25 protein-coding genes, 1 tRNA gene and 1 pseudogene are annotated in these 24,649 nt (G+C 68.4%); 20 read left to right on the top strand and 7 right to left on the bottom strand.

Going from position 1 to position 24,649, the window contains the following annotated elements; all coding sequences use genetic code 11:
* Positions 1 to 350 precede the first annotated feature (350 nt).
* Positions 351 to 2,741 carry an Rne/Rng family ribonuclease gene (locus QZZ29_RS06655; protein WP_291382208.1) on the top strand — a complete coding sequence of 797 codons (2,391 nt, stop codon included), beginning with the start codon at positions 351 to 353 and terminating at the stop codon, positions 2,739 to 2,741.
* Here QZZ29_RS06655 and QZZ29_RS06650 read toward each other — a convergent pair.
* From QZZ29_RS06650 to QZZ29_RS06640, 3 genes are read right to left on the bottom strand one after another with little or no spacing between them, the layout of a single operon-like run.
* A complete protein-coding gene (locus QZZ29_RS06650) occupies positions 2,735 to 3,916 on the bottom strand; it encodes a hypothetical protein (protein WP_291382207.1) in 1,182 nt (393 codons plus the stop codon). The genes QZZ29_RS06655 and QZZ29_RS06650 overlap by 7 nt on opposite strands.
* Positions 3,913 to 4,794: a cytochrome c biogenesis CcdA family protein gene (locus QZZ29_RS06645; protein WP_291382206.1), complete on the bottom strand. Its 882-nt coding sequence runs from the start codon at positions 4,792 to 4,794 to the stop codon at positions 3,913 to 3,915. The genes QZZ29_RS06650 and QZZ29_RS06645 overlap by 4 nt, the downstream gene beginning before the upstream one ends.
* Entirely contained in the window at positions 4,794 to 5,579 is a 786-nt protein-coding gene (locus QZZ29_RS06640; protein WP_291382205.1) for a thioredoxin domain-containing protein, read from the bottom strand. Before QZZ29_RS06640 ends, QZZ29_RS06645 begins: the two co-directional genes overlap by 1 nt.
* A gap of 311 nt (positions 5,580 to 5,890) precedes the next feature.
* Between QZZ29_RS06640 and rplU the strand changes: the two genes are divergently transcribed.
* The 4 genes from rplU (at position 5,891) to proB (ending at position 9,207) form a co-directional block, all read left to right on the top strand.
* Complete coding sequence (gene rplU / locus QZZ29_RS06635; RefSeq protein WP_291379220.1) at positions 5,891 to 6,199, top strand: 50S ribosomal protein L21; 309 nt, start codon at positions 5,891 to 5,893, stop codon at positions 6,197 to 6,199.
* Between the two features lie 14 nt (positions 6,200 to 6,213).
* Positions 6,214 to 6,465 carry a 50S ribosomal protein L27 gene (gene rpmA / locus QZZ29_RS06630; RefSeq protein ID WP_291382204.1) on the top strand — a complete coding sequence of 84 codons (252 nt, stop codon included), beginning with the start codon at positions 6,214 to 6,216 and terminating at the stop codon, positions 6,463 to 6,465.
* Positions 6,466 to 6,550: 85 nt separating this feature from the next.
* Complete coding sequence (gene obgE / locus QZZ29_RS06625; protein WP_291382203.1) at positions 6,551 to 8,080, top strand: GTPase ObgE; 1,530 nt, start codon at positions 6,551 to 6,553, stop codon at positions 8,078 to 8,080.
* Positions 8,081 to 8,091: 11 nt separating this feature from the next.
* Positions 8,092 to 9,207 (top strand): glutamate 5-kinase, encoded by a 1,116-nt coding sequence (gene proB / locus QZZ29_RS06620; RefSeq protein ID WP_291382202.1) that lies wholly within the window; start codon positions 8,092 to 8,094, stop codon positions 9,205 to 9,207.
* A 164-nt stretch (positions 9,208 to 9,371) separates the two neighbouring features.
* Here the strand turns inward: proB and QZZ29_RS06615 are convergent, their stop codons facing one another.
* Positions 9,372 to 9,995, bottom strand: coding sequence for a hypothetical protein (locus QZZ29_RS06615; protein WP_291382201.1), 624 nt, complete (start codon positions 9,993 to 9,995; stop codon positions 9,372 to 9,374).
* A gap of 78 nt (positions 9,996 to 10,073) precedes the next feature.
* On the opposite strand from QZZ29_RS06615, the gene QZZ29_RS06610 reads away from it, so the two are divergent.
* The 7 genes from QZZ29_RS06610 to QZZ29_RS06580 all read left to right on the top strand — a co-directional run bounded on the left by QZZ29_RS06610 (position 10,074) and on the right by QZZ29_RS06580 (position 15,543).
* Positions 10,074 to 11,360 (top strand): glutamate-5-semialdehyde dehydrogenase, encoded by a 1,287-nt coding sequence (locus QZZ29_RS06610; protein ID WP_291382200.1) that lies wholly within the window; start codon positions 10,074 to 10,076, stop codon positions 11,358 to 11,360.
* 68 nt (positions 11,361 to 11,428) lie between these two features.
* The gene (locus QZZ29_RS06605; RefSeq protein WP_291382217.1) at positions 11,429 to 11,584 is read left to right on the top strand and encodes a hypothetical protein; all 156 of its coding nucleotides are present in this window, start codon (positions 11,429 to 11,431) and stop codon (positions 11,582 to 11,584) included.
* Complete coding sequence (gene nadD, locus QZZ29_RS06600) at positions 11,577 to 12,167, top strand: nicotinate-nucleotide adenylyltransferase (protein ID WP_291382199.1); 591 nt, start codon at positions 11,577 to 11,579, stop codon at positions 12,165 to 12,167. The genes QZZ29_RS06605 and nadD overlap by 8 nt, the downstream gene beginning before the upstream one ends.
* On the top strand, positions 12,160 to 13,935 hold the full coding sequence (locus tag QZZ29_RS06595) for a hypothetical protein (RefSeq protein WP_291382198.1): 1,776 nt from the start codon (positions 12,160 to 12,162) through the stop codon (positions 13,933 to 13,935). The genes nadD and QZZ29_RS06595 overlap by 8 nt, the downstream gene beginning before the upstream one ends.
* A gap of 17 nt (positions 13,936 to 13,952) precedes the next feature.
* Entirely contained in the window at positions 13,953 to 14,294 is a 342-nt protein-coding gene (gene rsfS / locus QZZ29_RS06590) for a ribosome silencing factor (RefSeq protein ID WP_366479177.1), read from the top strand.
* 11 nt (positions 14,295 to 14,305) lie between these two features.
* Positions 14,306 to 14,926: a histidine phosphatase family protein gene (locus QZZ29_RS06585; protein ID WP_291382196.1), complete on the top strand. Its 621-nt coding sequence runs from the start codon at positions 14,306 to 14,308 to the stop codon at positions 14,924 to 14,926.
* Positions 14,923 to 15,543, top strand: coding sequence for a histidine phosphatase family protein (locus tag QZZ29_RS06580; RefSeq protein ID WP_291382195.1), 621 nt, complete (start codon positions 14,923 to 14,925; stop codon positions 15,541 to 15,543). The genes QZZ29_RS06585 and QZZ29_RS06580 overlap by 4 nt, the downstream gene beginning before the upstream one ends.
* On the opposite strand, the gene QZZ29_RS06575 is transcribed toward QZZ29_RS06580, so the two are convergent.
* A complete protein-coding gene (locus QZZ29_RS06575) occupies positions 15,540 to 16,046 on the bottom strand; it encodes a MarR family transcriptional regulator (protein ID WP_291382194.1) in 507 nt (168 codons plus the stop codon). The two genes, QZZ29_RS06580 and QZZ29_RS06575, sit on opposite strands and share 4 nt — an antisense overlap.
* Before the next feature lie 80 nt (positions 16,047 to 16,126).
* On the opposite strand from QZZ29_RS06575, the gene QZZ29_RS06570 reads away from it, so the two are divergent.
* The 4 genes from QZZ29_RS06570 (at position 16,127) to QZZ29_RS06555 (ending at position 18,903) form a co-directional block, all read left to right on the top strand.
* The gene (locus QZZ29_RS06570; RefSeq protein WP_291382193.1) at positions 16,127 to 16,750 is read left to right on the top strand and encodes an NADPH-dependent F420 reductase; all 624 of its coding nucleotides are present in this window, start codon (positions 16,127 to 16,129) and stop codon (positions 16,748 to 16,750) included.
* A 188-nt stretch (positions 16,751 to 16,938) separates the two neighbouring features.
* Positions 16,939 to 17,011: transfer RNA gene (locus QZZ29_RS06565), tRNA-Ala, on the top strand.
* Positions 17,012 to 17,185: 174 nt separating this feature from the next.
* On the top strand, positions 17,186 to 17,659 hold the full coding sequence (locus QZZ29_RS06560) for a helix-turn-helix domain-containing protein (RefSeq protein ID WP_291382192.1): 474 nt from the start codon (positions 17,186 to 17,188) through the stop codon (positions 17,657 to 17,659).
* Positions 17,656 to 18,903, top strand: coding sequence for a HipA domain-containing protein (locus tag QZZ29_RS06555; protein WP_291382191.1), 1,248 nt, complete (start codon positions 17,656 to 17,658; stop codon positions 18,901 to 18,903). The genes QZZ29_RS06560 and QZZ29_RS06555 overlap by 4 nt, the downstream gene beginning before the upstream one ends.
* 14 nt (positions 18,904 to 18,917) lie before the next feature.
* Here QZZ29_RS06555 and QZZ29_RS06550 read toward each other — a convergent pair whose 3' ends face one another.
* Entirely contained in the window at positions 18,918 to 20,174 is a 1,257-nt protein-coding gene (locus QZZ29_RS06550; protein ID WP_291382190.1) for a TIGR03862 family flavoprotein, read from the bottom strand.
* Positions 20,175 to 20,293: 119 nt separating this feature from the next.
* Here QZZ29_RS06550 and QZZ29_RS06545 point away from each other — a divergent pair, with 119 nt between their 5' ends.
* From QZZ29_RS06545 to QZZ29_RS06530, 4 genes are all read left to right on the top strand, one after another.
* A complete protein-coding gene (locus QZZ29_RS06545; RefSeq protein WP_291382189.1) occupies positions 20,294 to 20,821 on the top strand; it encodes a GNAT family protein in 528 nt (175 codons plus the stop codon).
* Positions 20,822 to 20,941: 120 nt separating this feature from the next.
* The gene (locus QZZ29_RS06540; RefSeq protein ID WP_291382188.1) at positions 20,942 to 21,706 is read left to right on the top strand and encodes an SGNH/GDSL hydrolase family protein; all 765 of its coding nucleotides are present in this window, start codon (positions 20,942 to 20,944) and stop codon (positions 21,704 to 21,706) included.
* A 10-nt stretch (positions 21,707 to 21,716) separates the two neighbouring features.
* Positions 21,717 to 22,370, top strand: coding sequence for a DUF6226 family protein (locus QZZ29_RS06535; protein WP_291382187.1), 654 nt, complete (start codon positions 21,717 to 21,719; stop codon positions 22,368 to 22,370).
* Between the two features lie 281 nt (positions 22,371 to 22,651).
* Positions 22,652 to 24,232 (top strand): aldehyde dehydrogenase family protein, encoded by a 1,581-nt coding sequence (locus QZZ29_RS06530; RefSeq protein WP_291382186.1) that lies wholly within the window; start codon positions 22,652 to 22,654, stop codon positions 24,230 to 24,232.
* A gap of 114 nt (positions 24,233 to 24,346) precedes the next feature.
* Here the strand turns inward: QZZ29_RS06530 and QZZ29_RS06525 are convergent.
* Positions 24,347 to 24,649: pseudogene (locus QZZ29_RS06525) on the bottom strand (ABC transporter permease); the annotation flags it as partial.

The following is a 24,649-nucleotide window of genomic DNA, read 5'->3' as shown; positions in this document are numbered from 1 at the left end:
GTCGATGGTGCGAGAATCGCGGACCCACCGAATACGACGGCGCTGCGGTGTGCGCATGTGAGTCATCGTGCCCCCGAAGAGGTACCCGAATGCGGTCCGATTCGTCGAATCGCGACCACGCTGGCCGCGATTCCTGCGAGGTATGCGACAATGACTGCAGGTCAGCGCTTCACCACACGGAGTGCCCACCACGCGACAGACACACCGGCCTTGGCTGCCGGCGGAGAGATCCGCCAGGCGCCGCCCCGGAATGGTCCGCCGCGACCATGAGACTTCCGTCACCGAGAGTGGCGACCGACGTAGACGCCGGGGCCGAGTGTGGTCGGCCCTGACGCTGTGAGGTACCCGCTGTGAGCGAGGACAACACCACCGCCCCCAATGCCGTCATCTTCCAGGCTCCCCAGCCGGCTCCCGAAACCCCGGTGAAGCGCGCACCCCGTCGGGCCTCGGCGCCCGCCGGACCGCCGTCGGCCGCAACAAAACCGAGCCACGGGGCGAAGTCGACGCCGGCGGCCAAGAAGACCAAGGCCGCCAGCGGCGCCGACTCCACGCCAGACACCAGCGGGAACGACACGTCAGAGACCGGCGAGACCAAGCCCAAGCGCACTCGCGCCAAGAAGGCTCCCGCCGCATCGAGCGACAAGGATCAGTCAAAGGGCGATCAATCGAAAGACGATCAGCCAAAGGACGGGGAGTCAAGGAGCGATCAGTCGAGGGACACCGACAAGCCGCAGGACAAGGGCGCGGATGCTGCGGACTCGGGCAACCAGGGGCCCGATTCGTCGTCAACCAACGGCGACGACGGCGACGACGGCGCCGTAGCCAAGCGTCGCAGGCGGCGCGGCGGTCGCGGACGCGGCAAGAGGCGCCCCGAGGGTGAAGGCGACGACAATGACGGCGACTCGTCGAATGACGCTTCGTCGAACAGCGACAAGTCCGGCTCTGGAGACTCTGGCTCCCGCGAAGACTCTTCGTGGGACGACGGCGACGGCTCGGGCACATCGCGCAGGCGCCGCCGCAGCCGCAGCGGCAGGGCCTCACGCTCGTCCTCCTCGGGATCGGGGGGCAGCTCTGGCGGCGGCAACAACGACGACCAGCTGCAGGGCTCCACGAGGCTCCAGGCCAAGCGTCAGCGTCGGCGCGACTCTCGCGACGGTCAGCGCCGCCGCCCGGTCATCTCCGAGGCGGAGTTCTTGGCGCGCCGCGAGTCCGTCAAGCGCGACATGGTGGTGCGGGAGAAGGACGGTCGCGTGCAGATCGCCGTTCTTGAAGACGACGTCTTGGTGGAGCACTATGTGAGCCACCAGGCCGAGGCGTCCATGGCGGGCAACGTGTACTTGGGCCGCGTGCAGAACGTGCTGCCGGGCATGGAGGCGGCATTCGTCGACGTCGGCCGTGGCCGCAACGCCGTGCTCTACGCGGGCGAGGTCAACTGGGACGCCGCCGGACTCGACGGCAAACCCAAGCGCATCGAGCTCGCCCTCAAGCCGGGCGACACCGTCATGGTGCAGGTCACCAAGGACCCGATCGGCCACAAGGGCGCCCGCGTCACCTCGCAGATCTCGCTCGCGGGACGCTTCCTGGTGTACGTGCCAGGCGGCGGCGTGACCGGCATCAGCCGCAAGCTTCCCGACACGGAGCGCAACCGCCTCAAGAAGCTGCTGCGCGAGGTCATCCCTGCCGATGCGGGCGTGATTGTCCGCACGGCGGCCGAGGGCGCATCCGAAGACGAGTTGCGCGCCGACGTGGAGCGCCTCAAGCGCCAATGGGAGTCGATCGAGGCCGAGGCCAAGGGCGGCAAGGCCCCGCAGCTGTTGCGCGGCGAACCCGACATGGCCATCCGCGTGGTGCGGGACATCTTCAACGAGGACTTCGAGTCGCTCACCATTCAGGGCGAGGACACGTGGAACTCCCTGAGCGCCTACGTGGGTCAGGTCGCCACCGACTTGGCGCCGCGGCTTCACAGGTTTGTGGGGAAGGGCGATGTGTTTGCGGAGCGCCGTATCGACGAGCAGCTGGCCAAGGGCATGGACCGCAAGGTCTACCTGCCCTCCGGCGGTTCGCTGGTGATCGACCGCACCGAGGCGATGACGGTGGTGGACGTCAACACCGGCAAGTTTGTGGGCAAGGGCGGCACCCTCGAAGAGACGATGACTCTCAATAACCTCGAGGCGGCCGAAGAGATCGTGCGCCAACTGCGCCTGCGCGACATCGGCGGGATCATCGTCATCGACTTTGTGGACATGCTGCTTGAGGCGAATCGTGACCGCGTGCTGCGCCGTCTCATCGAATGCCTGTCGCGCGACCGCACCAAGCATCAGGTGGCCGAGGTCACCTCGCTTGGCCTGGTCCAGATGACCCGCAAGCGTGTGGGCCAGGGACTGGTGGAGGCGTTCTCCGAGACGTGTGAGCACTGCAAGGGCCGCGGCTTCTTGGTGCACGGCGAGCCCGTGGGCGAGGCCGGCGACAAGCAGGCGGACTCGGCACGCAAGCGCAACACGCGCAGCACTTCCACCAAGGCCAAGGCGGAGGACTCCAAGCCCGCCGCCGAGGTTCCTGCCCTCGATCAGCACGACGATGCACGAGAGGCCGTCAAGGCCACGCTGGCCTCGATTGCGGCAGCCGCCGAGAAGGCCCACCACGCTCACGACGACGGCGGGGCGCACCATGGCGCTGCGTCCGAGACAGGCGTGGAACAGCCGAGCGACGCGGAGCCTGCGGACGCGGACGTTGCTCAGTAGGGCGAGGTCGCGAGCAGTAGTGCGCCATTGACGGTGATCACTGCCGCGCCCGTGGTGAAGAACCGTTCGGGAACCGCGATCACACGTCCGCCGTCCTCATAGGCGACCGCCACCGCTCCAGTGACGATGTTGTGCACCCTCATGGTCGCGCCATCGCGTGTGTACACGAGCGCGCCGTGAGCAGAATGCAGCACGGCGTGATCCGCCGTGGGATTGGCCCACAGCGGCCCGCCGTCGAGGTCGATCGCCCGCAAGCCGTCTGAGTAGGTGGCGGCGATGGTGGATGTGGTGGGGTCGATCGCCGCGTCAATGAGCCCCTGTGCGATCACTTGGCCGGTTTCACGACGGATCAGGGCGCGCGTCCCCTTACCGTCCTCCACGATGAGTAGGCCGTCGCGTGGTTCGCTGTCGGTGGCCACGGTGACCGTGCCGTTCCATGTGGGGTCGGTGATGCTCCACCGCTCCGTTTCGTCGTGCGCGTTGCGCATCGCGAGGCGCCCCTGCGTTTCGACCAGCACCTCGCCCTCGAACTCTCCGAGCACGCGGACATTCCCCTCGCCCACCCACGTGAGGGCGGCACCGGTGTCAGGGCTCAGCGCCACCGTGGCCTCGGCGTCGTCCGCGTGCGCCGCAGAGAACACCGCGCCAGGGCCAACGAGCGGCCCGGGCACATCGACCGGCCCCCACACTGGGTCTCCGGTGTCGAGGCGGTAGGCCGTCGCGGTCACTTCGGACGAGCCGTCTGGTGTGTCCGTGATCATGGCGAGAGGAACGCCCTGCGAGGTGCGAGTGAGGGCGACGCCGGCACCCAGGGCGCGTTGGACCGTCCACAACGCCTCGCCGTCCACGCCGATGGCGGTGAACTCCACGAGTCCGTGGCGTTCGGCTGAGCCCAGGAGGATCCCGCCGAGTTCCTGCGGCATCGCGGACCATCCAGGGTCCACGACGGCGGACTCTTCCAGCGCGAGCGGCATCCGCACGTCCGCAGTGTCGACCGTCGCCGGTTGGCCGGTGGGTGCGTACGGCGTGCGCGTCGGCGTCGGCGTGGTGGTGGGTGAGGGCGCGTCGTTTGCCGTGGGCGTGGCGGTTTGGTGCTCCCCTTCTGCTGGCGTGCACGCAGCGAGGGTGACCATGAGCACCACGCCTCCCGCGACTAGACGGCCGATGCGAGTCACGAGGCTTGCTGGTGATCAGGGGCGTTGGCTGTCTCGCTGGCGGCTTCGTGGCGGCGGTGGCGGGCGCGCGCCCGGTGCCACGCCACCAGCACCAGCGCCGCGATCACGAGCACTGCGGCGATGTCCACGATCGGGTTGGACAGCAGCGACGCTCGGGTATTGAGCCACCAGACGGCGTCGCTTGGCACGATTTCCGGTGCACCCAACAGTCCGTTGGTAGTCCAGAACACGACGCCTACCAGCACGATCAGCACGCCGGTCGCGACCGATGTGGTGTGGAAGTCGCGGCCCTTGATGGTGAAACCTCGGCCGCGCAGCGCCCGCTGGCCGCGTGCGCCCAAGCGCTGCCACAAGGCGGCCAGCACCATGAGTGGGACCACCATTCCGGCTCCGTAGATCGCGAGCAGGGTGCCAGACGCCACGGCGTCGCCCTGGGCCGCGGCCAGCGTGAGGACGGCACCCAAGATGGGTCCCGCGCAGAAGCCGGCGATGCCACCCACCATGCCCAGCAGGAAGCTCTTCACGAGCCCGCTGCTGCGCGCGGCGTTGCTCCTCACTGCGTCGGCACCCGGCATGAGCCGCGAAGGGTCGAAACCCATGCCGAAGATCTGCGCCAGCCCCAACACGATGAGCAGCACCGAGGCTGCCACGACGATGGTCTCGCGTTGAGAGACGAAGAGCGCGCCGAGCGCGCCAGCCCCCACGCCGAGCGGCACCAGGATGACGAGCAGCCCGGCGTAGAACACGGCCCCGTGTCCTAGCAGGCGCGTGCGCGCCCCGACGGTCGACGCGAAGAAGGCGGGCAAGAGCAGCGCGCCGCACGGGCTCAGGAGCGCGAGGGTTCCGCCGAGAAACGCAGTAACGAGGCCGATGTCCACTAGCTGGTCGCCTCGGCGAGGGCACGCTCAAAGGCGTCGACGAACAACTCCGTGGGTTGTGCACCGACCATCGGCTCGCCTCCCATGACGAAACTGGGAGTCGAGAACGCGCCGAGTCCAAGGCCGAGTTCTTGGTTGCGCATGATCTCTGCGGCCGTGGCCTCGTCTTGCATGTCGGCGCGGAAGCGCGGCACGTCGAGTGACAGCTGCTCGGCGAGGCTGACTAAGGCGTCCTCTGTGAGGTCCCCAGGAGAGCGCTTCTTCCCATCGAGGTATAGCTCGTGGTGGTACTCCCAGAACTGTCCCTGCAGCGCGGCGGCGTAGGCCGCTCTCGCGGCCCTTTCGGAATCGCGGCCGTAGACGTTGACGTCGCGCCATTCGATGCGCAGGTCGCCATCGTCGACGTAGTCCATCATCACGGGCAGGGTGTCGTTGCTCCACTTGGCACAGAACGGGCATTGGTAGTCGGAGAACACCACCAACACGACGGGGGCGTCGACCGGACCGATGGCCAGCAGATCATGAGGGTCGCGGCGCTCTGCGTCGGCGAAACTCACTGCTACGGGTTCCTCGACGTCGGTGGGGTCGCCGTCCTGGCCTTCGCCGCTGGGCGCCGGGTTAGCGTCGGCGGCGGTGGTGGCCGCTACGCCGGCGGGGGCCGAGGCCCCATCGGTTCCTCCGGCGGCACTCCAGGCAATGAAGGCGATCAGTGCGAGAGCGACGACGCCGACGGCGCTCGGGACCACCCATGCGGGGGTGCGGCGGGTGTGGGGGGTGGGGGACATAACGTTCCTTCTTGTCGTCAGGGTGTGGTTCGATGGCGGGGTTCTCAGATGGCGGGGTTCTCAGTTGAGGGCCCGCAATGTTGGCTCTACGCGCCACCGTGCGCTAGTGCCCCAACGAGGGAGCAGTGAGAAAGGGTTCCCCTGCTTTCGCGAATCGCCGCGCCGTTTGACCAGAGGCGTGGCGGGGCGGTATCTTTGTCAGTCGGCGCGCAAGCGCCTTGCCCTGCCTGCGCCCTCCATGGGGAGCGGCTGCGGCGGGACCCCCTGGCCCATGTGGGCCGCGAGTAAACGAGCTTCAAGAGGAAGTCATCATGGTGTACGCGATTGTCAAGGCCGGCGGCCGTCAGGAGAAGGTATCCGTGGGCGACGTCGTCGTCGTGGACCGTCTTCAAGCGAAGACCGGCGCCTCCGTCGAGCTTCCCGCTCTGCTGCTGGTCGACGGTGACAAGGTCACCTCGGCTTCCAAGGACCTCGCCAAGATCAAGGTCACCGCAGAGGTAGTGCGCGACGAGCGTGGACCCAAGATCCACATCCTCAAGTTTAAGAACAAGACCGGCTACCGCAAGCGCCAGGGCCACCGTCAGGATCTGACGCGGCTCAAGGTCACGGGCATCAAGTAAGCGAGGACTGAACCATGGCACACAAAAAGGGCGCGAGTTCCTCGCGCAACGGTCGCGATTCGAACGCTCAGTACCTCGGCGTGAAGCGCTTTGGCGGCCAGGTCGTCAACGCTGGCGAGATCCTGATCCGCCAGCGCGGCACCCACTTCCACCCGGGCCTCAACGTGGGTCGCGGCAAGGATGACACCCTGTTCGCCCTGGAGGCGGGCGCCGTGGAGTTCTCTCAGCGTCGTGGCCGCAAGGTCGTCGACGTGGTCGCCAGCTAAACCCTTAAGTCTTCTTCAACAGGGGCGTCACCGTTGGTGGCGCCCCTGTTGCCTTTTCTCATACCGTCGACACCAAGGAGGAGCCATGGCCACGTTCGTTGACCGCGTGACGTTGCACGTGACCGCCGGCTCCGGGGGCCACGGCGTCGCCTCGGTGCATCGCGAGAAGTTCAAGCCGCTGGGCGGACCGGATGGCGGCAACGGCGGGCGTGGCGGCTCCGTCATCGTCGTGGTCGATGCTCAGATGACCACGCTGCTCGACTACCACCACGCGCCGCACCGCAAGGCCAACAACGGCCGCCAAGGCGCGGGCGACATGCGGAACGGCGCGAACGCCGATGACCTCAGGCTTGCGGTGCCCAACGGCACGATGGTGGTGAGCCCCGAGGGCGAGGTGTTGGCGGACCTGGTAGGCGACGGCGCCGAGTATGTGGTGGCCCACGGCGGCCGCGGGGGACTGGGCAACGCCGCGCTGGCCACCCAGAAGCGCAAGGCCCCGGGCTTCGCACTGCTGGGTGAGCCCGGCGAAGAGGCCACGGTGGTGCTCGAGCTCAAGTCCATCGCCGATGTTGCGCTCGTGGGCTATCCGAGCTCGGGCAAGTCGTCCCTGATCGCTGCGATGAGCGCGGTGCGCCCCAAGATCGCCGACTACCCGTTCACCACCCTGGTGCCCAACCTGGGCGTGGTGGAGACCGGCGGCGGCCGCTTCACTGTGGCGGACGTTCCCGGCCTGATTCCCGGCGCGTCCGAGGGCAAGGGCCTGGGTCACGACTTCCTGCGCCACATCGAGCGGTGCTCGGTGATTGCACACGTGCTGGACACGGCAACGCTCGAATCGGACCGCGACCCCTTGCGCGACCTCGAGGCCATCTCAAACGAGTTGCGCGCCTATTCGGGCGACGCCCACATTGCGGGCGTGCCGCTCGCGGAGCGTCCCCAGGTGATCGTGCTCAACAAGATCGACATCCCTGACGGTCGGGAGCTGGCCGGAATCGTGCGCGCGGAACTGGACGCGATGGGGCTGCCCGTGTTCGAGGTCAGCGCGGTCAGCCACGAGGGCCTGCGCGAGCTCGGCTTTGCGTTGGCCGACATGGTGGCGCACGAGCGCGCCAAGGCGCCGGCGTTGGAGCGGGCGCCCGTGGTGGTGCGCCCGCGCGCCGTCAACGAGACCGGCTTCACCGTCACCCACGTGCGCGACGGGGCGGAAGACTACTTCCAGGTGCTTGGCCCCAAGCCCGAACGCTGGGTCAAGCAAACCAACTTTGCCAACGACGAGGCCGTGGGCTACCTGGCCGACCGGTTGGCACGCATCGGCGTGGAGACGGAACTGTTCGCCGCCGGGGCCGTTCCCGGCGCCCAGGTGGTGATTGGCGACCGCGACACCGGCGTGGTCTTCGATTGGGAGCCCACCATGGCGGCGGGCGCCGAACTGCTGGGCCGCCGCGGCACGGACCTGCGGGTCGAAGAGATGGAACGCACCGCCCGCGCCACGCGTGCGGAGAAACGCGCGGAGCACAAGGAGCGCATGGACGCGAAGTCGGCGGCGCGTGAGGAACTGTGGAACGAGCGGGATGCGGGACACTGGACCGACCCTGCCGAGGATGAGCAGAAGTAGACGGAGGAATCGTGGGCGAGCTGCGTGGCGTCATCGCGGGCGCGAGGCGCGTCGTGGTGAAGATCGGCTCGTCTTCGCTGACGGGACCCGACGGCCACCTGTCCGTCCCGCTTGTCACGGCGCTCGCCGACGTGCTCGCCGCGGAGCGCAAGGCAGGCCGCCAGATCATCCTGGTGACGTCCGGCGCGATCGCTGCCGGCATCGGGCCCATGGGGCTTCCCAGGCGTCCGCGCGACCTCGAGATGCAGCAGGCCGCAGCTTCGGTGGGGCAGGGGCTCCTGGTCGCGGCCTACACCGCCGCCTTCGCCCGGCATGGACTGACCACCGGCCAGGTGCTCCTCACCAGCGACGACATGGTGCGCCGCACCCACTACGGCAACGCCCAGCGCGCGCTCAACCGGCTGCTGGACCTGGGCATCGTGCCGATTGTCAACGAGAACGACACCGTCGCCACGGACGAGATCCGCTTTGGCGACAACGACCGCCTGGCCGCCTTGGTGGCGACTGTCGCGCACGCCCACGCCCTGGTGCTGCTGACGGACGTGGACGGGCTGTACACCGCCGCGCCCGACACGCCCGGGGCCGAGCGGATCGTCGACGTCACCTCTGCCGAGGACATTGCCGGGATCGACGTCTCGCGGCGAGGCTCCACGGTGGGCACGGGCGGCATGATCACCAAGCTCGAGGCCGCGTCACTCGCGACCAATTCGGGTGTCGCCGTGGTGCTGACATCGGCAGCGAAGGCGGCCGACGCCCTCGCGGGTCGCGATGTGGGCACGCTGTTCCACGTCACCGGCAAGCGCGACACCACGCGGCTGCAGTGGCTCGCCCACGCGGCCAAGATGCGCGGCGGCTTCGTGTTGGATGACGGCGCGGCGCGTGCCGTGCGGGGGCGGCGGGCATCGCTGCTGGCCGCGGGGGTGGTCGAGGTGCGCGGCACCTTCGAGGCGGGGGAGCCCGTGGAGATGCTGACCCGCAACGGTGCCGTGGTGGCGCGCGGCTTTTCGGGGTTCTCGGCGGAGGAGGCGGCCCGCATGAAGGGCCTGTCGACTCACGCCCTGCGGGAGCAACTCGGCGACGCCTTCGCGCGCGAGCTGATCCACATCGACGACCTCGTGGTGCTGTAGGCGCCTTTCCGCGCCGCGAGACGCAGCCCCGACCTCACGGAGACGCTCCGAACCGATGCGTGTGACGACACGCCGCGAGAGAGCGCCCAGAAGTGGCCGCGTGCGGTGACGCCCTTCGGCTGCGATTGAACTTCCGCGACTGAGCTTCCTCGATTTGGCCGGCGCTACGAGCGGTTGAGGTGCGCCGTCACGTCCGCCAGTTCTTGGTCGTGCACCGAGTGTGCCAAACCGGGATACACCTTCTCCGTGAGGGTCGTGTGAGTGCGAAGCCACGCCGATGCCGCCGTCACCAATGGCTCAGGCACCACGGCGTCGGCCGTGCCGCGGCCCCAGAACACGGCGGGGCGCTCCTCGGCCAGGCGGGCATCGGCGGGCTGGTCAGCGGCAAGGACGAAGCCGCTGAGGATCACCGTGTTCGCGATGCGTTCCGGACGGGTGCGGAGCAGTTGGCTGGCCATCAGGCCCCCCTGGGAGAAGCCCACCGTGATGAGCTTCGCGGTGGGGGAGACATTCTCGTCGACCCACTCCCACAGCGCCGCGGTGGACGCCGCGATGGGCGCGGGGTCAAGCCACCGGGCGGGGTCGTCCGCGAGCGGGAACCAGGCGGCCCCGCCGTAGCCCATCTCGACGGGCGCACGCACCGACGCCCACGGCGCGTCCACGCCCAGGTACGGGGCTATGCCCGGCAGGTCGCGCTCGTTGGAGCCGTAGCCGTGCAGCAACAGCACCATCGTGTCGGGATCCGGACGGGACGCCCAGTCGGGGCTGTACAGCGCTTCGAGGGTCATCGTTCCAGTATTCCGTGAACCCCAACGGTGCCACTGCACCCCTGACCGGCCCGCACCCTCGCGCCTACACTGGTGCGCATGACTGACACTGCGATCTCTGCCGACGTCGAAGCCGCCGTCCTCGAGTCCTGCCGGCGCGCCAAGGTCGCCTCGCGCGTGCTCGCCACCGCCACGCGCCTCACCAAGGACGCCGCGCTCAACGCCATGGCCGACGGCCTGGTGGCCGATGCCGCGCGCATCGTCGCCGCGAACGCCAAGGACGTGGACCGGGAGCGCGCGGGCGGCATGAGCCCCGGCCTGCTGGACCGCCTCACCCTGACCGAGGAGCGCATCGCCAAGATTGCCGAGGCGTTGCGCTTCCTCGCATCCCTGCCGGACCCCGTCGGCGAGATCAAGCGCGGCTCCACGCTGCCCAACGGCCTGCGCCTCATCCAGAAGGCCGTGCCGATGGGCGTGGTCGGCATGATCTACGAGGCGCGCCCGAACGTCACGGTGGACGCGGCAGGGCTGGCGCTCAAGTCGGGCAACGCGGCCGTGCTACGCGGAGGCTCGGCGGCGGCGGAGTCCAACGAGGTGATCGTGGCAGTGCTGCAGGACGCGCTCGAATCCGTGGGCCTTCCCCGCGACGCCGTGCAGTCGATCGATGCGTATGGCCGCGAGGGCGCCCGTGTTCTCATGCATGCGCGCGGGCTCGTGGACGTGCTGGTGCCGCGCGGCGGCAAGGGCCTCATCCAGACCGTGGTGCGCGAGTCCACGGTTCCCGCCATCGAGACCGGCGAGGGCAACTGCCACGTCTACCTCGACGCCTCCGCGCCGCTGCAGCGATCCATCGACATTGTGGTCAACTCCAAGACCCACCGCGTGGGAGTGTGCAACGCGGCGGAGACGCTGCTGGTACACAAGGACGCGGCCGACGACAAGTTGGCGTTGGTGCTGGCGGCGCTTCACGAGGCCGGAGTCACCCTGCACGTCGATGACGCCACACGCTACCTCGCGCCAGACAACGTCCCCACCGTCCCCGCGACCGAGGAGGACTGGGAGACCGAGTATTTGTCGATGGATCTGGCGGTCAAGGTGGTGGACAGCATCGAGGATGCGATCGCGCACATCGGCCGGTACTCGACGGGCCACACCGAGGCGATTGTGACCGACGACATCAACGCCGCCGAGCAGTTCGTGTCGCACGTGGACAGCGCCGCCGTGATCGTCAACGCCTCCACCAGGTTCACGGACGGTGGAGAGTTTGGCTTGGGAGCCGAGATCGGCATTTCCACCCAGAAGCTTCACGCGCGTGGGCCGATGGGCTTGGCCGAGCTGACGACCACCACGTGGGTGGTCTACGGAGACGGGCACGTCCGCTCCTAGCGAGTCGTTCGCCACGTGTGGCGCCCCGTGAAATACTGGGGACACGCACCACGGATGAAGGAGTCACTGTGAGCATGATCGTCATGGCTGTTGCCGAGCAAGCCGCGGCCGAGTCATCGGTCCCCCCGGCTGCCATCGGTCTGCTCGCCTTCGCCGGGCTGATGGCCCTGCTCTTCGTCACGTATGCCTTCAGGAGTGTGGGTACCCGTCACCAAGGTGAGTAACCACCGCATCGGCGTCCTGGGAGGGACGTTCGATCCGATCCACGTCGGCCACCTCGCGGTGGCCAGCGAGGTCTGGCACGCCCTCAACCTTGACCGCGTCCTGCTGGTGCCCGCGTTGCGGCAGCCCTTGAAGGATTCCGAGGGCCAGGCCACGCCGCAGCAACGCCTCGAGATGTGTCGACTGGCCGTCGCGGCGGACGACCGGATTGAGGTGTCCGACGTCGACATCGTCCGCGGTGATGTCACCTACACGGTGGACACGCTCACGGATCTTGCCGCCACCTACCCGGGCGCGGAGTTGTTTTTCATCGCGGGAGCGGATGCGATCTCGCAACTGTCCGAGTGGCGCGAACCCGAACGGCTGGTCACGCTTGCACGATTTGTCGCAGTTGGCAGGCCCGGGCACGACGCGCCCACGACGGCTGGGCCACACATAGTGGTCGATGCCCCCCAGATCGGGGTATCCTCGACCGAAGTTCGGCGCCGTCGGCGGACCGGAGCGCCAGTGCGCTACCTGGTCCCTGACACGGTGGCGGAGTACATCGTCCAGCACTCGCTGTATCTCGGAGGATCGCATGGCTGACGCGCCGCTTTCTCGCCGCGCGCGACGCGAACTGGAGGCACAGGCCGCCGAGCGCGCTGCGGCTCGGGCCGACCCCACCCGTTCCCTTCAACAGGACGCCGCCACGGGCGAGATTCCCGCGGTTGACGCCGGAGCACGGGCCATCTCGCGCCGCGATCGCCGACGCCTGGAGCGCCTCGCCCGCCCCATGGAGAGTTGGACGGCGGAAGAGGAGATGATCGCCACCGGTCAGATCCCCGCCATGACGCCCGAGCGGATCGCCGAACAGGAGAGACTCGCCCGCGAGGCCGCCGAGAGGGCGGCCGCCGACGCGCAGACGGCGTCCGCCGAACTGGGCATGCTGGCCCAGCGGGATCTCGCATCGCGGTTGCCCGTCGAATCTGCCGACCCGTACGTACCCTTGTACGAGCCCTCTCCCGAGCCCTTACCTGCGTCGTCACCTGAGCCCGCACCTGTGCCAGAGCCCGCGTCGGTGTCGAGCGCCGACCTGCCACTGGTTCAGCCCCCGACGCGGTCCGAAGCAGACGCACCCATCGAAGAACGCGAAATTGTCGAGCCCTATGTGCCGCGCTTCGAGCTGGACCACAGGCATCTGAAATCTGTGAGCGACGAGTCGCCGTCCGTCGAGGTCCCCACGGGTTTCGACCCGGATGCGAAGATCGAACGGACTCCACCGCCCACCGGCGAGCCGGACTCCGACGACGCTGGTGGTCAGCCCGTCGCGTGGCCCGCGAGTTTCGAGGACATTCTGGCGCCGCCGTCCGACGAGAAGCGTCCGGACTACGCCGCGCCACCCGCTGCGCCCTCTTCCGCGCCCTCTTCCGCTTCCTCCGCCCCCGCCGAGCCTCCTGAGGCGCTTGAGACCCCCGCGACGGGCCAGTCCGACGACGACGCGCGTGGGGCCGAGACCGCCGCCGCGCGAGCCAGAGTGTTTGAGGAGCTGTTCCCGCCCGCTTCCTCCCAGCCCGCCACGTCAGAACCGCAGCAGGTTGACGACGAGGAGGCGGAGCGCCAGCGCGGCATCGACGAACTCCGCCGCTTGACCGAGACGGCCCTGAGCGACATCGAAAGGCAGTCGCGGCCGTGGCGCGAATCGGCCGAGTCCGAAGCGGCCGAGTCCGAAGCGGCCGAGTCCGAAGCGGCCGAGTCCGAATCGACTCAGCCACCCGCCTCGCCTCTGCCGGATCCGGGAGCCCTTGCGCCGCCGAGTGGCGAATCCCCGCTGGTGTCCGCACCCGCCCCGTCGGACCCGTCGGCCGGTGTGTCGAGCTTTGCGGGGAGAGCGCCCCACCACGCGACCTTCGACGAGGCCGTGCGCACGGCATCCACGGAGATTCCGGTGCGGCCCATCAGTCAGGCACAGCCGACGCATGATCAGGCACCTTCGCCGTGGGATAGTCATCCGCTTGACGCGGCACGGGAGTCCGCATCCCACGACGTGAGCGACTTCGAGCCGGTGAGCAATGCGCCGCGTCCCGACCTCTCCCAGGTCAAGAACTGGCCCCAGACGGGACAGGTCCCGACCACGAGTGGTGGAACCCCGACGACGAGCGGCCCGTTCTCGACCACGGGGGCGCTTTTCCAGCCGAACGGCGACCAGTTCGCCGTCAACGCGTCGACCACGGGCCAGATCGATCCGTTGCGTCGTACGCCGGACCTGCCGCCCGTCGGTGGTGCAAAGCACTTCAAGTGGCATCATCTGGCCGTGATTGGAGCGTTAGTGTTCGTTCTCGGAGTCGTGATTTACAACCTGGCGTGGGGCCGGTGACGGCCACGCGGAGGGCTGTGGACCTCACTCAGTCCGCGGCCAGGGCCGCGTCCGACAAGAAGGCCGAAGACATCGTGGCGCTCGACGTGAGCGCGCAGACGCCGATCGCGGACGTGTTCCTGCTGGCGACCGGCTCCAACGAGCGTCAGGTGTCCTCGATCGCGGAGGCCATTGAGGAGGCGTTGCTGGCCACCGGCGTGAAGGCGATCCGTCGCGAGGGCCTCCGCGAGGGCCGGTGGGCGCTCATGGACTTCAACGACCTCATCGTGCACGTCATGCACCAGGAGGACCGCGCCTACTACTCGCTCGAGCGACTGTGGAAGGACTGCCCCATCGTCGCGTTGCCCGCCGATCTGTGAACAGCCGACCTGTGAGGCGCTTGGTCCTGGTTCGCCACGGCGAGACCGACTGGAACGTGGCGCACCGCCTCCAGGGCTCGTCGGACATCCCGCTCAACGACAACGGCCGTTTGCAGGCCCGTGTCGCAGCGCCGATGCTCGCGCGCATCGCCCCCGTCACGACGGTCGTCTCTTCCGACCTGTCGCGTGCCCTCGAGACCGCGCACATCATCGCGGACGCCATGGGAGCGGACGTGGTGACGGACGCTCGACTGCAGGAGCGCTCCTATGGGGCCTGGGAGGGGCTTCCGGAGGACGTGCGGCGCCACGAGCACGGCGAGGAGTACACGCGCTGGGAACGTGGCCTGGAGCCGCGCGTGGAGGGATACGAGGGCCATGAAGCTGTTGCCACGCGCGCGCTGGCCGTGGTCGCGGACCACGTGACCGGCGACGACACCCACGTGTTGGTCTCTCACGGCTCCACCCTCCGCATGCTGATGTGTGCACTGTTGGGCCTGGAGTGGGGCGCCCGTGCCATCGGCAACCTGGGCAACGCGCGGTGGGCCGTCTTGGAGCACTCCAGCGAGGACGCCGTCTTGGGGAACTGGGTCCTGCGCGAACTTAACGCGTGGGGCGATACGGTCTCGTCGTGACCTCCCTGATTCTTGTGCGCCACGCCCGCACTGGCTACAACACCGAGGGTCGCCTGCAAGGGTCGCTCGATGTGCCGCTGGGTGAGGACGGCCTGGCGCAGGCGGAGCGGGTCGCCCGGCGCGTGGTGGGGGAGTACGGGACGGCTTTGGCCGTGGTCACGTCTCCGCTCAAGCGTTCGGTTCATACGGCCGACGCGGTGGCCGCACTGATCGGCAGCGGCCCCGCCACACGCGACGACAGATTCACTCAGCGGCCCTACGGCGTGTGGGAGGGCCACACGTGGGATGAGGTGCGCGCACGGTGGCCCCAGGAGTACCGGCGCCGCCAGGAGGGGCTCGACCCCGACATTCCTGGCTGGGGCGAGTCCGGCCAGGTGGCCGACCGGGTAGCGGCCGGGCTTCGAGAGGTCGCCGCACGGGCCGCCCGCACGGGCGTCGACACGACGGTGATCGTCAGTCACGGCAGCGCGATCATGCTGGGCGTGGCCCGACTGCTGGGCCTGCCGCTCACCCCGTCAAGGCTTGGGCATCTGCCGCACGGGGCGTGGAACGAGTTGCGCTGGCACGGCGACGACGACTGGCAGCTGCTGCGGTACTGCGCGGGGCGCTCCGGCTAGACGCTTCCAGGGCGCGCGTCGTCGTCGATCCACACGAACCGCTGGTCCGGGTCCAGCCTCCGTCCAATGACGTTGGCGGCCGTCCCCAGCGCCTCCAACTGCGGGGGAGTGAGGGCATCGATGACCAGGGCGTGGGCCGTGGCGACGTGGCCCGGCACCGCCCGGATGAGCGCCGCGCGCCCCGCCTTGGTGAGGGTTACCAGTGTCGCCCTGCCGTCCGTAGGCGAGGGCGCGCGCTTCACGAACCCTCGCTCTTCCAGCCTGGCGCACACGCGCGAGAGCCGGGGCAGCGTGGCGTTGGTCGCGTGGGCGAGGTCGCGCATCTGCGCATGCGACTCGTCGGCGAGTTGCAGGTTGCTGAGCACGATGAACTCGAAGTGCGTCATCTGAGCGTCGCGCTGTAATTGGGCGTCCAGCGCGGCCGGTAGGAGTTCGACGACGCGCATGAGACCGGTCCACAATGCCGATTCCTCGGCCGTCATCCTGGGGACGCGGTAGTTCATGGGAATGATCCTGGCACAAAGTTGTTGTGACAACCAGTTGGACAAAAAGTTGTACCAACAACTAAGCGAGAGGATTTCGAATGGCTTCCATCAGCATCATCGGCAACGGCAACATGGCTCGGGGTATCGCGGCGGTGGCCGCGAAGGCTGGCGCTGGCATTCAGATTGTGGGACGCGATGCCGACAAGGCGGCCGACGCCGCGTCGGCCGTGGGTGGCACCTCCGCCACCATGGGCGATGCCCTCACCGGCGACATCGTGGTGCTCGCCGTGCCCTTCGCCGCGATCGACGACCTCACCGAGACCTACAAGGACGCGCTCGCGGGCAAGACCGTGGTGGACATCACCAATCCCGTCAACGTCGACACGTTCGATGGACTGGTTGTCCCCACCGATTCCTCGGCCACCCAGGTCATCGCCAAGGCCCTGCCCGGAGCCCATGTGGTCAAGGCGTTCAACACGAACTTCGCCGCGTCGCTCGTCCCCGGCACGGTAGGAGGTCAGCCGACGACGGTGCTGGTGGCGGGCGACGACGCTGGGGCCAAGCAGGGCGTGGTCGACCTGGTGAACGCGGGCGGACTGGCGGGCGTGGACGCGGGATCGCTGAGCCGTGCGCGTGAACTTGAGTCGATCGGTTTCCTGCAGATGAAGCTCGCGGCGTCCGAGCAGATCGCGTGGACCGGCGGGTTTGTGCTCGCCACGTAGCAGGCCAAGGCCAGACGGCCCGGTTCCCGGTGTGGGAGCCGGGCCGCCGCGATGGGTGGGCGCGCTGCACCGGCCCGCGTGGGAGTCACGTCGAGATCCGGTCAGTTTGGCCTACACCGATTGGATATTGAGGGCCGCTTTGGGCTACGATGACGGTCGCTCTTAGGAGCGCGTGATCGTAAGATCGCGGGGCTGTGGCGCAGCTGGTAGCGCACCTGCATGGCATGCAGGGGGTCAGGGGTTCGAGTCCCCTCAGCTCCACGTGGTGTGGAGACAGCACCGCTTGGAACCGTCCTTCGGGGCGGTTTTTTGCGTTACTGGGCGCGCGAGCCGACTCGTCGCGCTTCGGCCCTGGCCGGACGCGCCAACGGAAGGGGGTGCAGCTCGCTGCGAGCAGATGCTCGCGATCTATTCTGATGTCAACATCAGAATAGAGTGTTCGAACCCTGGCCAAGAGCGCGCCAACACGGTAATCTGAAGAAAACATCAGATTATGAACGTGACCGTCGCTTTGGCGATCCACGCATCGGTAAACAGACGAAAGCGTCAGATTGGACGGCTCGCATGGTACTGCAACGTCAGTCGCGCCAGTCGGCGGCGCAACGTGCCCTGGAGCGGGGCGACCTGGCCGCCATCGTGGCCGCCCGGCGCCAGGAACTGGGCTTGAGTCAGACCGAACTTGGCGACCTCGCCGGGGTGTCCTATCGCATCGTTCACCATCTCGAATCCGGTCGCGCCGATACGTCGCTCAAGCGAGTCGTAGCCGTCCTGGAGACGCTGGGCCTCCACCTGACGATCGAGCGTGGCGCTGCGCCCGACGTGCGCGTCGGCCGCGAAATCGCCGCTCAGTTCAACCTGGTGCCCGACGCGACGCCACCGGCCGGTACGCCGAACCGGACAGCGCCATGAGCGCCGTCGCCGCTGGCGCTGAGCCACCGCGCCCGCCTGCGCTCGAGGATCTCAAGACGGTCCCCCGCGCTGCGGTCCTCAAGCAGTGCGCCCTGGCAGGACACCTGACCCGCAACTCCCATGGCGGGGTCGACTTCGCCTACACGCAGGAGTGGATCGAGTCGGGACGAGCCCCCATCGCCACCACGTTGCCCGTCACTGTCGAGCCCGTGGTCACCGCGGCAGGCGCGCTCCCGCCGTTCTTCTCCGGTCTGTTGCCCGAGGGAAGGCGGCTGAACGCGCTGAGACGAGCGACCAAGACCTCCCCCGATGACGAGCTGACGTTGCTACTCGCCGTGGGCGCAGACACGGTAGGAGACGTGCGGGTAGTCGCCGACGCCGTGGGCGACACGCCCGTCGAACCCCACCTAAGCGTCGGCAGTTTTGACGCAGTGCGCTTTGCCGACATTCGGCAACAGCTCGACGTCCAGGTGGACCGCGTAGCGTTGCCCGGTGTCCAGGACAAAGTGAGCGCCAGGATGGTCAACGTGCCCGTCACCGCGGCCGGCGCCAACGTGTTGCTCAAGCTCAACCCTCCGGAGTTCAAGCACCTCATTCCCAACGAGGCGTTCTTCTTGAGCGCGGCGCGTGTTGCCGGAATTCGCACGGTGGAAGCGCGGTTGGTGTACGACGCCGTAGGCGAGGCCGGCCTGGTGGTCAATCGCTTCGACCGCACGCCGGGAATGCCTCCCGGGGTGCGAGCAGTCGAGGACGGATGCCAGGTGCTTGGGCTCTACCCGTCCGCGAAATACGCTGTCACCACCGAGGAGGTTCTCGGCAAGCTCGCCTCGTTGTGTGAAGCACCAGTACCGGCCGCCGCAGAGTTTCTCGCACAAGTCGCCTTCGCGTACCTCACGGGCAATGGCGACGCGCACGCCAAGAACTTCTCGATCGTCCAAGACCAGACGGGGCGGTGGCAGCCGGCCCCCGCGTACGACCTTCCCAGTTCACAGCCCTACGGTGACACCACCTTGGCGCTATCGCTCAATGGACGACGCGACGGCAACATCTCGGGCGCGCACTTCGTGGCGCTCGCGGAGCGTCTTGGGGTCAGGTCCAGAGCCGCACGCGCCGTCCTCGGCCGCGTCGCCGACTCCGCCGACGCATGGATAGGCGAGCTCGATGCGCTGCCCTTTGAGCGCGGCATCGTGCACAAACTGGCCCGCGTGGTCCGCCATCGACAGGAACTGCTCCGGCAGAGCTGATGCTGAACCGCCGCTCATGGGGGCGACTCGGCGCCAAGCCACGCGAGCGCGCCGCGTGCAGCGACCACTCCCATGCTGAACGAGGCCTGCAGCAGGTAGCCGCCTGTCGGAGCCTCCCAGTCGAGCATCTCGCCAGCCACGAACGTGCCCGGCATGCGGTGCAGCATGAGGTTTTCGTCCACCTCCGACCATGCGATACCCCCGGCCGTGGAAATGGCTCGGTCTATCGGCATCGTCCCCGCCACCACCACCGGCACCGCCTTGATCAGCCGTGCCATCGCGTCGGCGTCGCTCGGCAAGGCGCCGCCGCCCGCCTCGCGCACCAGGCCGATGGCCGCGGGGTCGAGGCCAATCGAACGACGCAGCCAGTTCGACGCCGAGTCCTTGGGCCGGCGCTGCCTCAGGCGCTCGGTGAGATGGCCGACGGTGAGGTCAGGGCGGAGGTCGACCTCCAACACGCACTGCCCGGCATCGAGGGTGTCGCGGATGGCTGCACCGCTCGCGTAGACGGGCCCGCCCTCGATCCCTGTGCGGGTCAGCATCGCGTCACCGCGGCGCGGTTCCCCGGGCTGGCCCCGCACGGCAAGTGACACGTTCTTGAGGGGAGTCCCAGCGAACCTCTCGGCGAAGACCTCGGACCACTCGACCCGGACACCGACGTTCGCGGCTCGCAGCGGAGTCACCTCGACCCCGCGCTCGGCAAACAGGCCCACCCAGGTGCCGTCCGCCCCAAGGTGCGGCCACGATGCGCCGCCTAGGGCGAAGACCACGACATCGGCCGTGGCCTCGCTCGACTGGCCGTCCGCGTCGGTGATGAGAAGAGCGTCGGCCGGGGCGTTGGCATCGGTGGCGCCGGCAGCGCCAGCCCAACCCGTCCATAACGTCCGCCGCTCGATGCGCACGCCCAGCGCCTCAAACCGGGCCAACCACGCGCGGAACAGGGGAGTCGCTCTGAACGCCTGCGGGAACACCCGCCCGCTCGATCCCACAAACGTCGACTCGCCCAGGGTGGCGCACCACTCGCGCAGGTCTTCGGGGCCGAAGACCTCGAGCATCGGGGCGATCCTGCCGGCTGACGTGCCGTACCGCGTGACGAAGCGGTCGCGGTTCTCCGAGTGTGTGAGGTTCAGCCCGCCGTGGCCCGCCAGCAGGAACTTGCGGCCGGGGGAGGGCATCCGCTCATGGACGGTGACGGAAACCCCGGCCCTGGCCAGCACCTCCGCGGCCATCAGGCCTGCAGGGCCGCCGCCGATGACGCGTGCAGTGGGCATCAGGTGCGCCGAGCGGTGTGGAGCGCACAGGTGTCAGCCGCACAGTGGTGGACGGCACAGGTGAGCATGGGGTCAACGTAGCCCACGCGACGCTCGCCGCGCGCGGTTAGGGTGAGACCGTGACAGAGACCTATGGAAGCGTCAGCTTGGCGCCGATGGACGAGCAAGGCGTCGAACTGTTCGAGCGAGCCCTGCTTTCGACCGACGGGACTGGCGAGTTCCAGTGGTTCGGTTTCACGAGTGCTGCACAGTTGCGAACGCGCCTCGCGGAGGACGGGTGTCTCTCGCCCGATGGTGGCATGCTCGCGATTCTCGCGGACGGCAATCACGTGGGGCGCGTCGAGTGGTTTGAGCGCAGTTGGGGCCGACCGTCCACCTCGTCGTGCTGGGAGATCGCGATCGGGCTGATCGACGGCCACCGGGGGAACGGCATCGGATCGGCGGCTCAAGACCTGCTCGCGCGCTACCTCTTCGAGCACACGCGAGCCGAGCGAGTTCAGGCCAGTACTGACGTCGACAACCTTGCAGAACGCGGCGCACTGGCGCGCGCGGGCTTCCAAGAAGAGGGGGTCCTGCGTCGAGCCCAATGGCGCGCTGGGCGGTGGCACGACATGGTGCTGTACTCGAGGCTGCGACCGCTCGACTAGGCGCTCAACGCGCGCTCAATGTCGCCGGCCAGGTCGGGGGGTTCCGTCTTCGCACCGTAGCGCGCGATCACGTGCCCGGTGCGGCCCGGCGTCGGCTTCGTCGTAAGTAAACTGGCGGGCGTGACCATCCGCATCGTGTCCATCGGCGACAGCTTCACCGAGGGAATGAACGACTTCCGCCCGGATGGCACCGAGGTTGGCTGGGCTGACCGCGTGGCCGCGGGGCTCGCCGCCGCCCACCCGGACCAGGAGGTCTGGTACGCGAACTTCGCGATCCGAGGCCGCAAGATCGAGTCGATCGTCACCGAGCAACTCGACGCCGCGCTCGCGCTCGAGCCGCCGCCCACTCACCTGACGTTCAACGGGGGCGGCAACGACATGCTCCGCCCCGGCTTCTCGGATGAGCGCATGATCACGCTCACCTCGCGAGTGCTCGACCGCTGTGCGGACAAGGGCGTCTATGTGGTGATCCTGACCGGCGCCGACCCGACGAATGGACTGCCAGCGGGGAAGCGCATGCACAGGCTGGGCACCCGACTCACCCGGGTGATCGAGGACTTGGTCGACGGCCGCGATGGCGTCACCTTCGTCGACAACCTGCACGCGGCGCAGGGGCGCACGGCGGCGTACTGGTCGGAAGACCGCCTGCACCTCAGCAGCCTGGGTCACGAATGGATCGCGAGCCGCGTCCTCACCACGATGGGCGTGCCGACGCCGACGCCGGCGGTCACCGACGCGGACACGCCTCGCGGCGGACTGGTGGGGGAATTGCGCTACTGGCGCCTCCACGTTGCCCCGTGGGTCGGGCGCAGAATCCTTGGCCGCTCATCCGGGGACGGGCGGTCGCCCAAGTTCCCCGCGTGGACCAGGGTTCCGGCCGCATAGGCTGGCGAGCATGGAACAGTTCGTGCGGCCCGTGATCGCACCGCAGGAGTTCCGCAACGCCGACGGTCGGGTAGTTCCGTACGGAGAGCGGTGGGGGATGGGCTCGCCCCCGGACGACGCGTACTCGGTGCTCACCCACCCTGAGCGGTTCCAGCCCCTTCACGAGATCGCACGAGCACTGATCGCGTACCTGGAGCGCAACTACGACGTGGCGGTGAGCGAGGATCCCGCACATCTGGCGGACCTGCCCCGCGAGATGGTGACGGCCACCTCCGCGACCACGGCCGTGAGACTCACCCCAGGCAACCCGAACGCCGCCCCGATCACCGTGACGTTCACGCCCCACCCCGGCATCGTGATCATCGCCGGAGTCCTCTACGTAGAGCCCTTCCCCGCGTGCGGCTGCGATGCGTGCGACGACACGTGGAAGTCCGAGTCTGACCGGCTCGAGAGCGAGGTCTTCGCCATCGTGGCTGGCGGGCTCACCGAGCAGCCGCCCACCATGAGGCATCGATCGTTCCGCCACAGGCTTACGCGTGCCGATGGCTGGTCCTCGGGAGAGGTCAACACTGACGGGTTCTCTCCGGAGAGACGAGCCTCTGCGCGCGAACGCCTGAAGGAGCTCGGTGGCTCGTGGGCCGCGTGGAGCGTGCGCGAGGCCTAGCGCTCTCGCGGCGCCGCCGCAAGGCGCCAAAGGCCTGGACCAAGGTCCCGGACATATCGGACGTGGAGGCGTTGTCTAGGAGGTGTGAGCGACCGCGCTCTTGGAACAGGGGCCGCAGCGCCGACGGACTGCTCCGCCGCTGTGGGTCATGGGGAGACACCCATCCTCTGCACCTCCACATCTGCCACGGGCCGCCCCTCACTCCTACGCCGCGCGAACGCACGGCGCCCCGTCGCTCGTGACCCGCGCGCGACCGGATAGCACACAGAGGAAGGCGCATCATGAGCACCACAACGGAGACTGGCGTCACCGCCAGCACCCCGGCTCCCAAGAGAGGAACCGTCTACACCCGCCCCGGCGAGCCGGGCAGTCTCGTCACCCTCAAGAGCCGCTATGACAACTTCATCGGCGGCGAGTGGGTGGCGCCCACCACCGGCGACTATGGCGAGGACCTCGCCCCCGCCACCGGCCAACCCTTCGCTGAGTACGCCCGCTCCGGCGTCGGCGACGTCGACAACGCCGTCGCGGCCGCACTCAAGGCGTTCCCTGCGTGGGCCCGCACCTCCACCACCGAGCGCGCCGCCATCCTCAACCGGATCGCCGACCGCATCGAGACGCACCTGGAGGAGATCGCGGTGCTGGAGTCCTGGGAGAACGGCAAGCCGGTGCGCGAGACCCTCGCGGCCGACATCCCGCTGGCCGTGGACCACTTCCGCTACTTCGCGGCGGCCATCCGCACCCAGGAGGGCACCATCAAGAAGCTGAGCGACCAGGTGGTCTCGTATCACTACTACGAGCCGCTTGGAGCGGTCGCCCAGATCATCCCGTGGAATTTCCCGATTCTGATGGCCGCCTGGAAACTGGCACCGGCCCTCGCCGCGGGTGACACGGTGGTGCTCAAGCCCGCATCGGCCACTCCCGTGTCGATCCTGTATGTGATGGACCTGATTCAGGACCTGCTTCCCGCGGGCGTGGTGAATGTGATCAACGGCGCTGGCGCACAGTTGGGCAAGGCGCTCGTGGAGCACGACGGCATCGCCAAGGTGGCATTCACCGGATCCACGGCCACAGGTCGCCAGATCATGCAGTACGCGATCAAGAACATCATCCCGTCCACGATGGAGCTGGGAGGCAAGTCGCCGAACGTGTTCTTCGAGGACGTCGCCAAGGAAAAGGACGGCTTCTACCGCAAGGCCGTGGAGGGCTTCGTGCTTTTCGCCCTCAACAAGGGCGAGGTGTGCTCGTGCCCGTCGCGTGCCCTGCTGCAGCGGCCGCTGATGTCCGGATTCTTGGACGACGCGATCGACCGCGTCAACCGCATCACAGTGGGCAATCCGCTGGACACCACCACCGAGATGGGTCCGCAGAACAGCACCGAGCAGCTGGACAAGATCACTGGCTACCTCGACCTTGGACCCACCGAGGGCGCCACGGTGCTGGCGGGCGGCAAGCGCGCCGAGATGTCGGGCGATCTGGCTGGCGGCTACTTTGTCCAGCCGACGGTGATGGTCGCCGACAACGACATGCGGGTGTGCCAGGAGGAGATCTTCGGTCCCGTGCTCACCGTGGTGCCGTTCGACACCTACGACGGGGCCATCGCGATCGCCAATGACACGGAATACGGGCTAGGCGCCGCGGTGTGGAGCCGCGACGACCACCTCACGTTCGAGGCCAGCCAGGACATTCGCGCCGGGCGGGTGTGGGTCAACACATACCACCAGTACCCCGCGGGCGCCGCGTTTGGCGGCTACAAGGCGTCGGGCTACGGCCGGGAGACCGACCAGCAGGCGCTCCACAACTACCAACAGGTCAAGAACGTGCTGGCCAACCACGTGAACGAGCCGCTCGGATTCTTTGACTGAGACGCCTTCCGTTCGGCACGCCGAATAGAACGCGAACAGGGGGCCGTCGACAGTGATGTCGACGGCCCCTCACTCACCCGGGTGACTTTCGCCGCATGCCCGGCCGACGACGACCTAGCCCGGCCGGACGTCGCGCCGCGAGAACCGGTCGACGCCGCTCCAGATCAGCAACGCGGCAATCGCCGTCATGATCACCAGCGGCGTCCACGACATCGCCTCGAGCGGCATGTACGGCACCGCCGAGAACGGCAGCGCGTCGAGCAGCCACGTGGGCAGGCCGAAGACCTCGCCGAGCATCGTGGCAAACCACATCGCGGCCATCGTGCCCCATGCGACCGGAATGGCCACGGACGGTGTCCAGCCGAACAGGGCCACCGCGATCCCCACGAGGATCATGACGGCGGGCCAATACGCGAG

Origin of the sequence: Demequina sp. (assembly GCF_016278765.1) — a bacterium.
Lineage (GTDB): Bacteria > Actinomycetota > Actinomycetes > Actinomycetales > Demequinaceae > Demequina.
This window is presented reverse-complemented; position numbering and strand designations above follow the sequence as displayed.

Bases quoted from the DNA above. Each gene is read 5' to 3' on its own strand.
- QZZ29_RS06530 (WP_291382186.1), top strand. From the start codon at position 22,652: ATGAGCACCACAACGGAGACTGGCGTCACCGCCAGCACCCCGGCTCCC.
- rpmA (WP_291382204.1), top strand. From the start codon at position 6,214: ATGGCACACAAAAAGGGCGCGAGTTCCTCGCGCAACGGTCGCGATTCG.
- rplU (WP_291379220.1), top strand. From the start codon at position 5,891: ATGGTGTACGCGATTGTCAAGGCCGGCGGCCGTCAGGAGAAGGTATCC.
- QZZ29_RS06640 (WP_291382205.1), bottom strand. From the start codon at position 5,579: ATGTCCCCCACCCCCCACACCCGCCGCACCCCCGCATGGGTGGTCCCG.
- QZZ29_RS06610 (WP_291382200.1), top strand. From the start codon at position 10,074: ATGACTGACACTGCGATCTCTGCCGACGTCGAAGCCGCCGTCCTCGAG.
- QZZ29_RS06615 (WP_291382201.1), bottom strand. From the start codon at position 9,995: ATGACCCTCGAAGCGCTGTACAGCCCCGACTGGGCGTCCCGTCCGGAT.
- QZZ29_RS06595 (WP_291382198.1), top strand. From the start codon at position 12,160: ATGGCTGACGCGCCGCTTTCTCGCCGCGCGCGACGCGAACTGGAGGCA.
- QZZ29_RS06575 (WP_291382194.1), bottom strand. From the start codon at position 16,046: ATGAACTACCGCGTCCCCAGGATGACGGCCGAGGAATCGGCATTGTGG.
- obgE (WP_291382203.1), top strand. From the start codon at position 6,551: ATGGCCACGTTCGTTGACCGCGTGACGTTGCACGTGACCGCCGGCTCC.
- QZZ29_RS06570 (WP_291382193.1), top strand. From the start codon at position 16,127: ATGGCTTCCATCAGCATCATCGGCAACGGCAACATGGCTCGGGGTATC.
- QZZ29_RS06535 (WP_291382187.1), top strand. From the start codon at position 21,717: ATGGAACAGTTCGTGCGGCCCGTGATCGCACCGCAGGAGTTCCGCAAC.
- QZZ29_RS06555 (WP_291382191.1), top strand. From the start codon at position 17,656: ATGAGCGCCGTCGCCGCTGGCGCTGAGCCACCGCGCCCGCCTGCGCTC.
- QZZ29_RS06550 (WP_291382190.1), bottom strand. From the start codon at position 20,174: ATGCCCACTGCACGCGTCATCGGCGGCGGCCCTGCAGGCCTGATGGCC.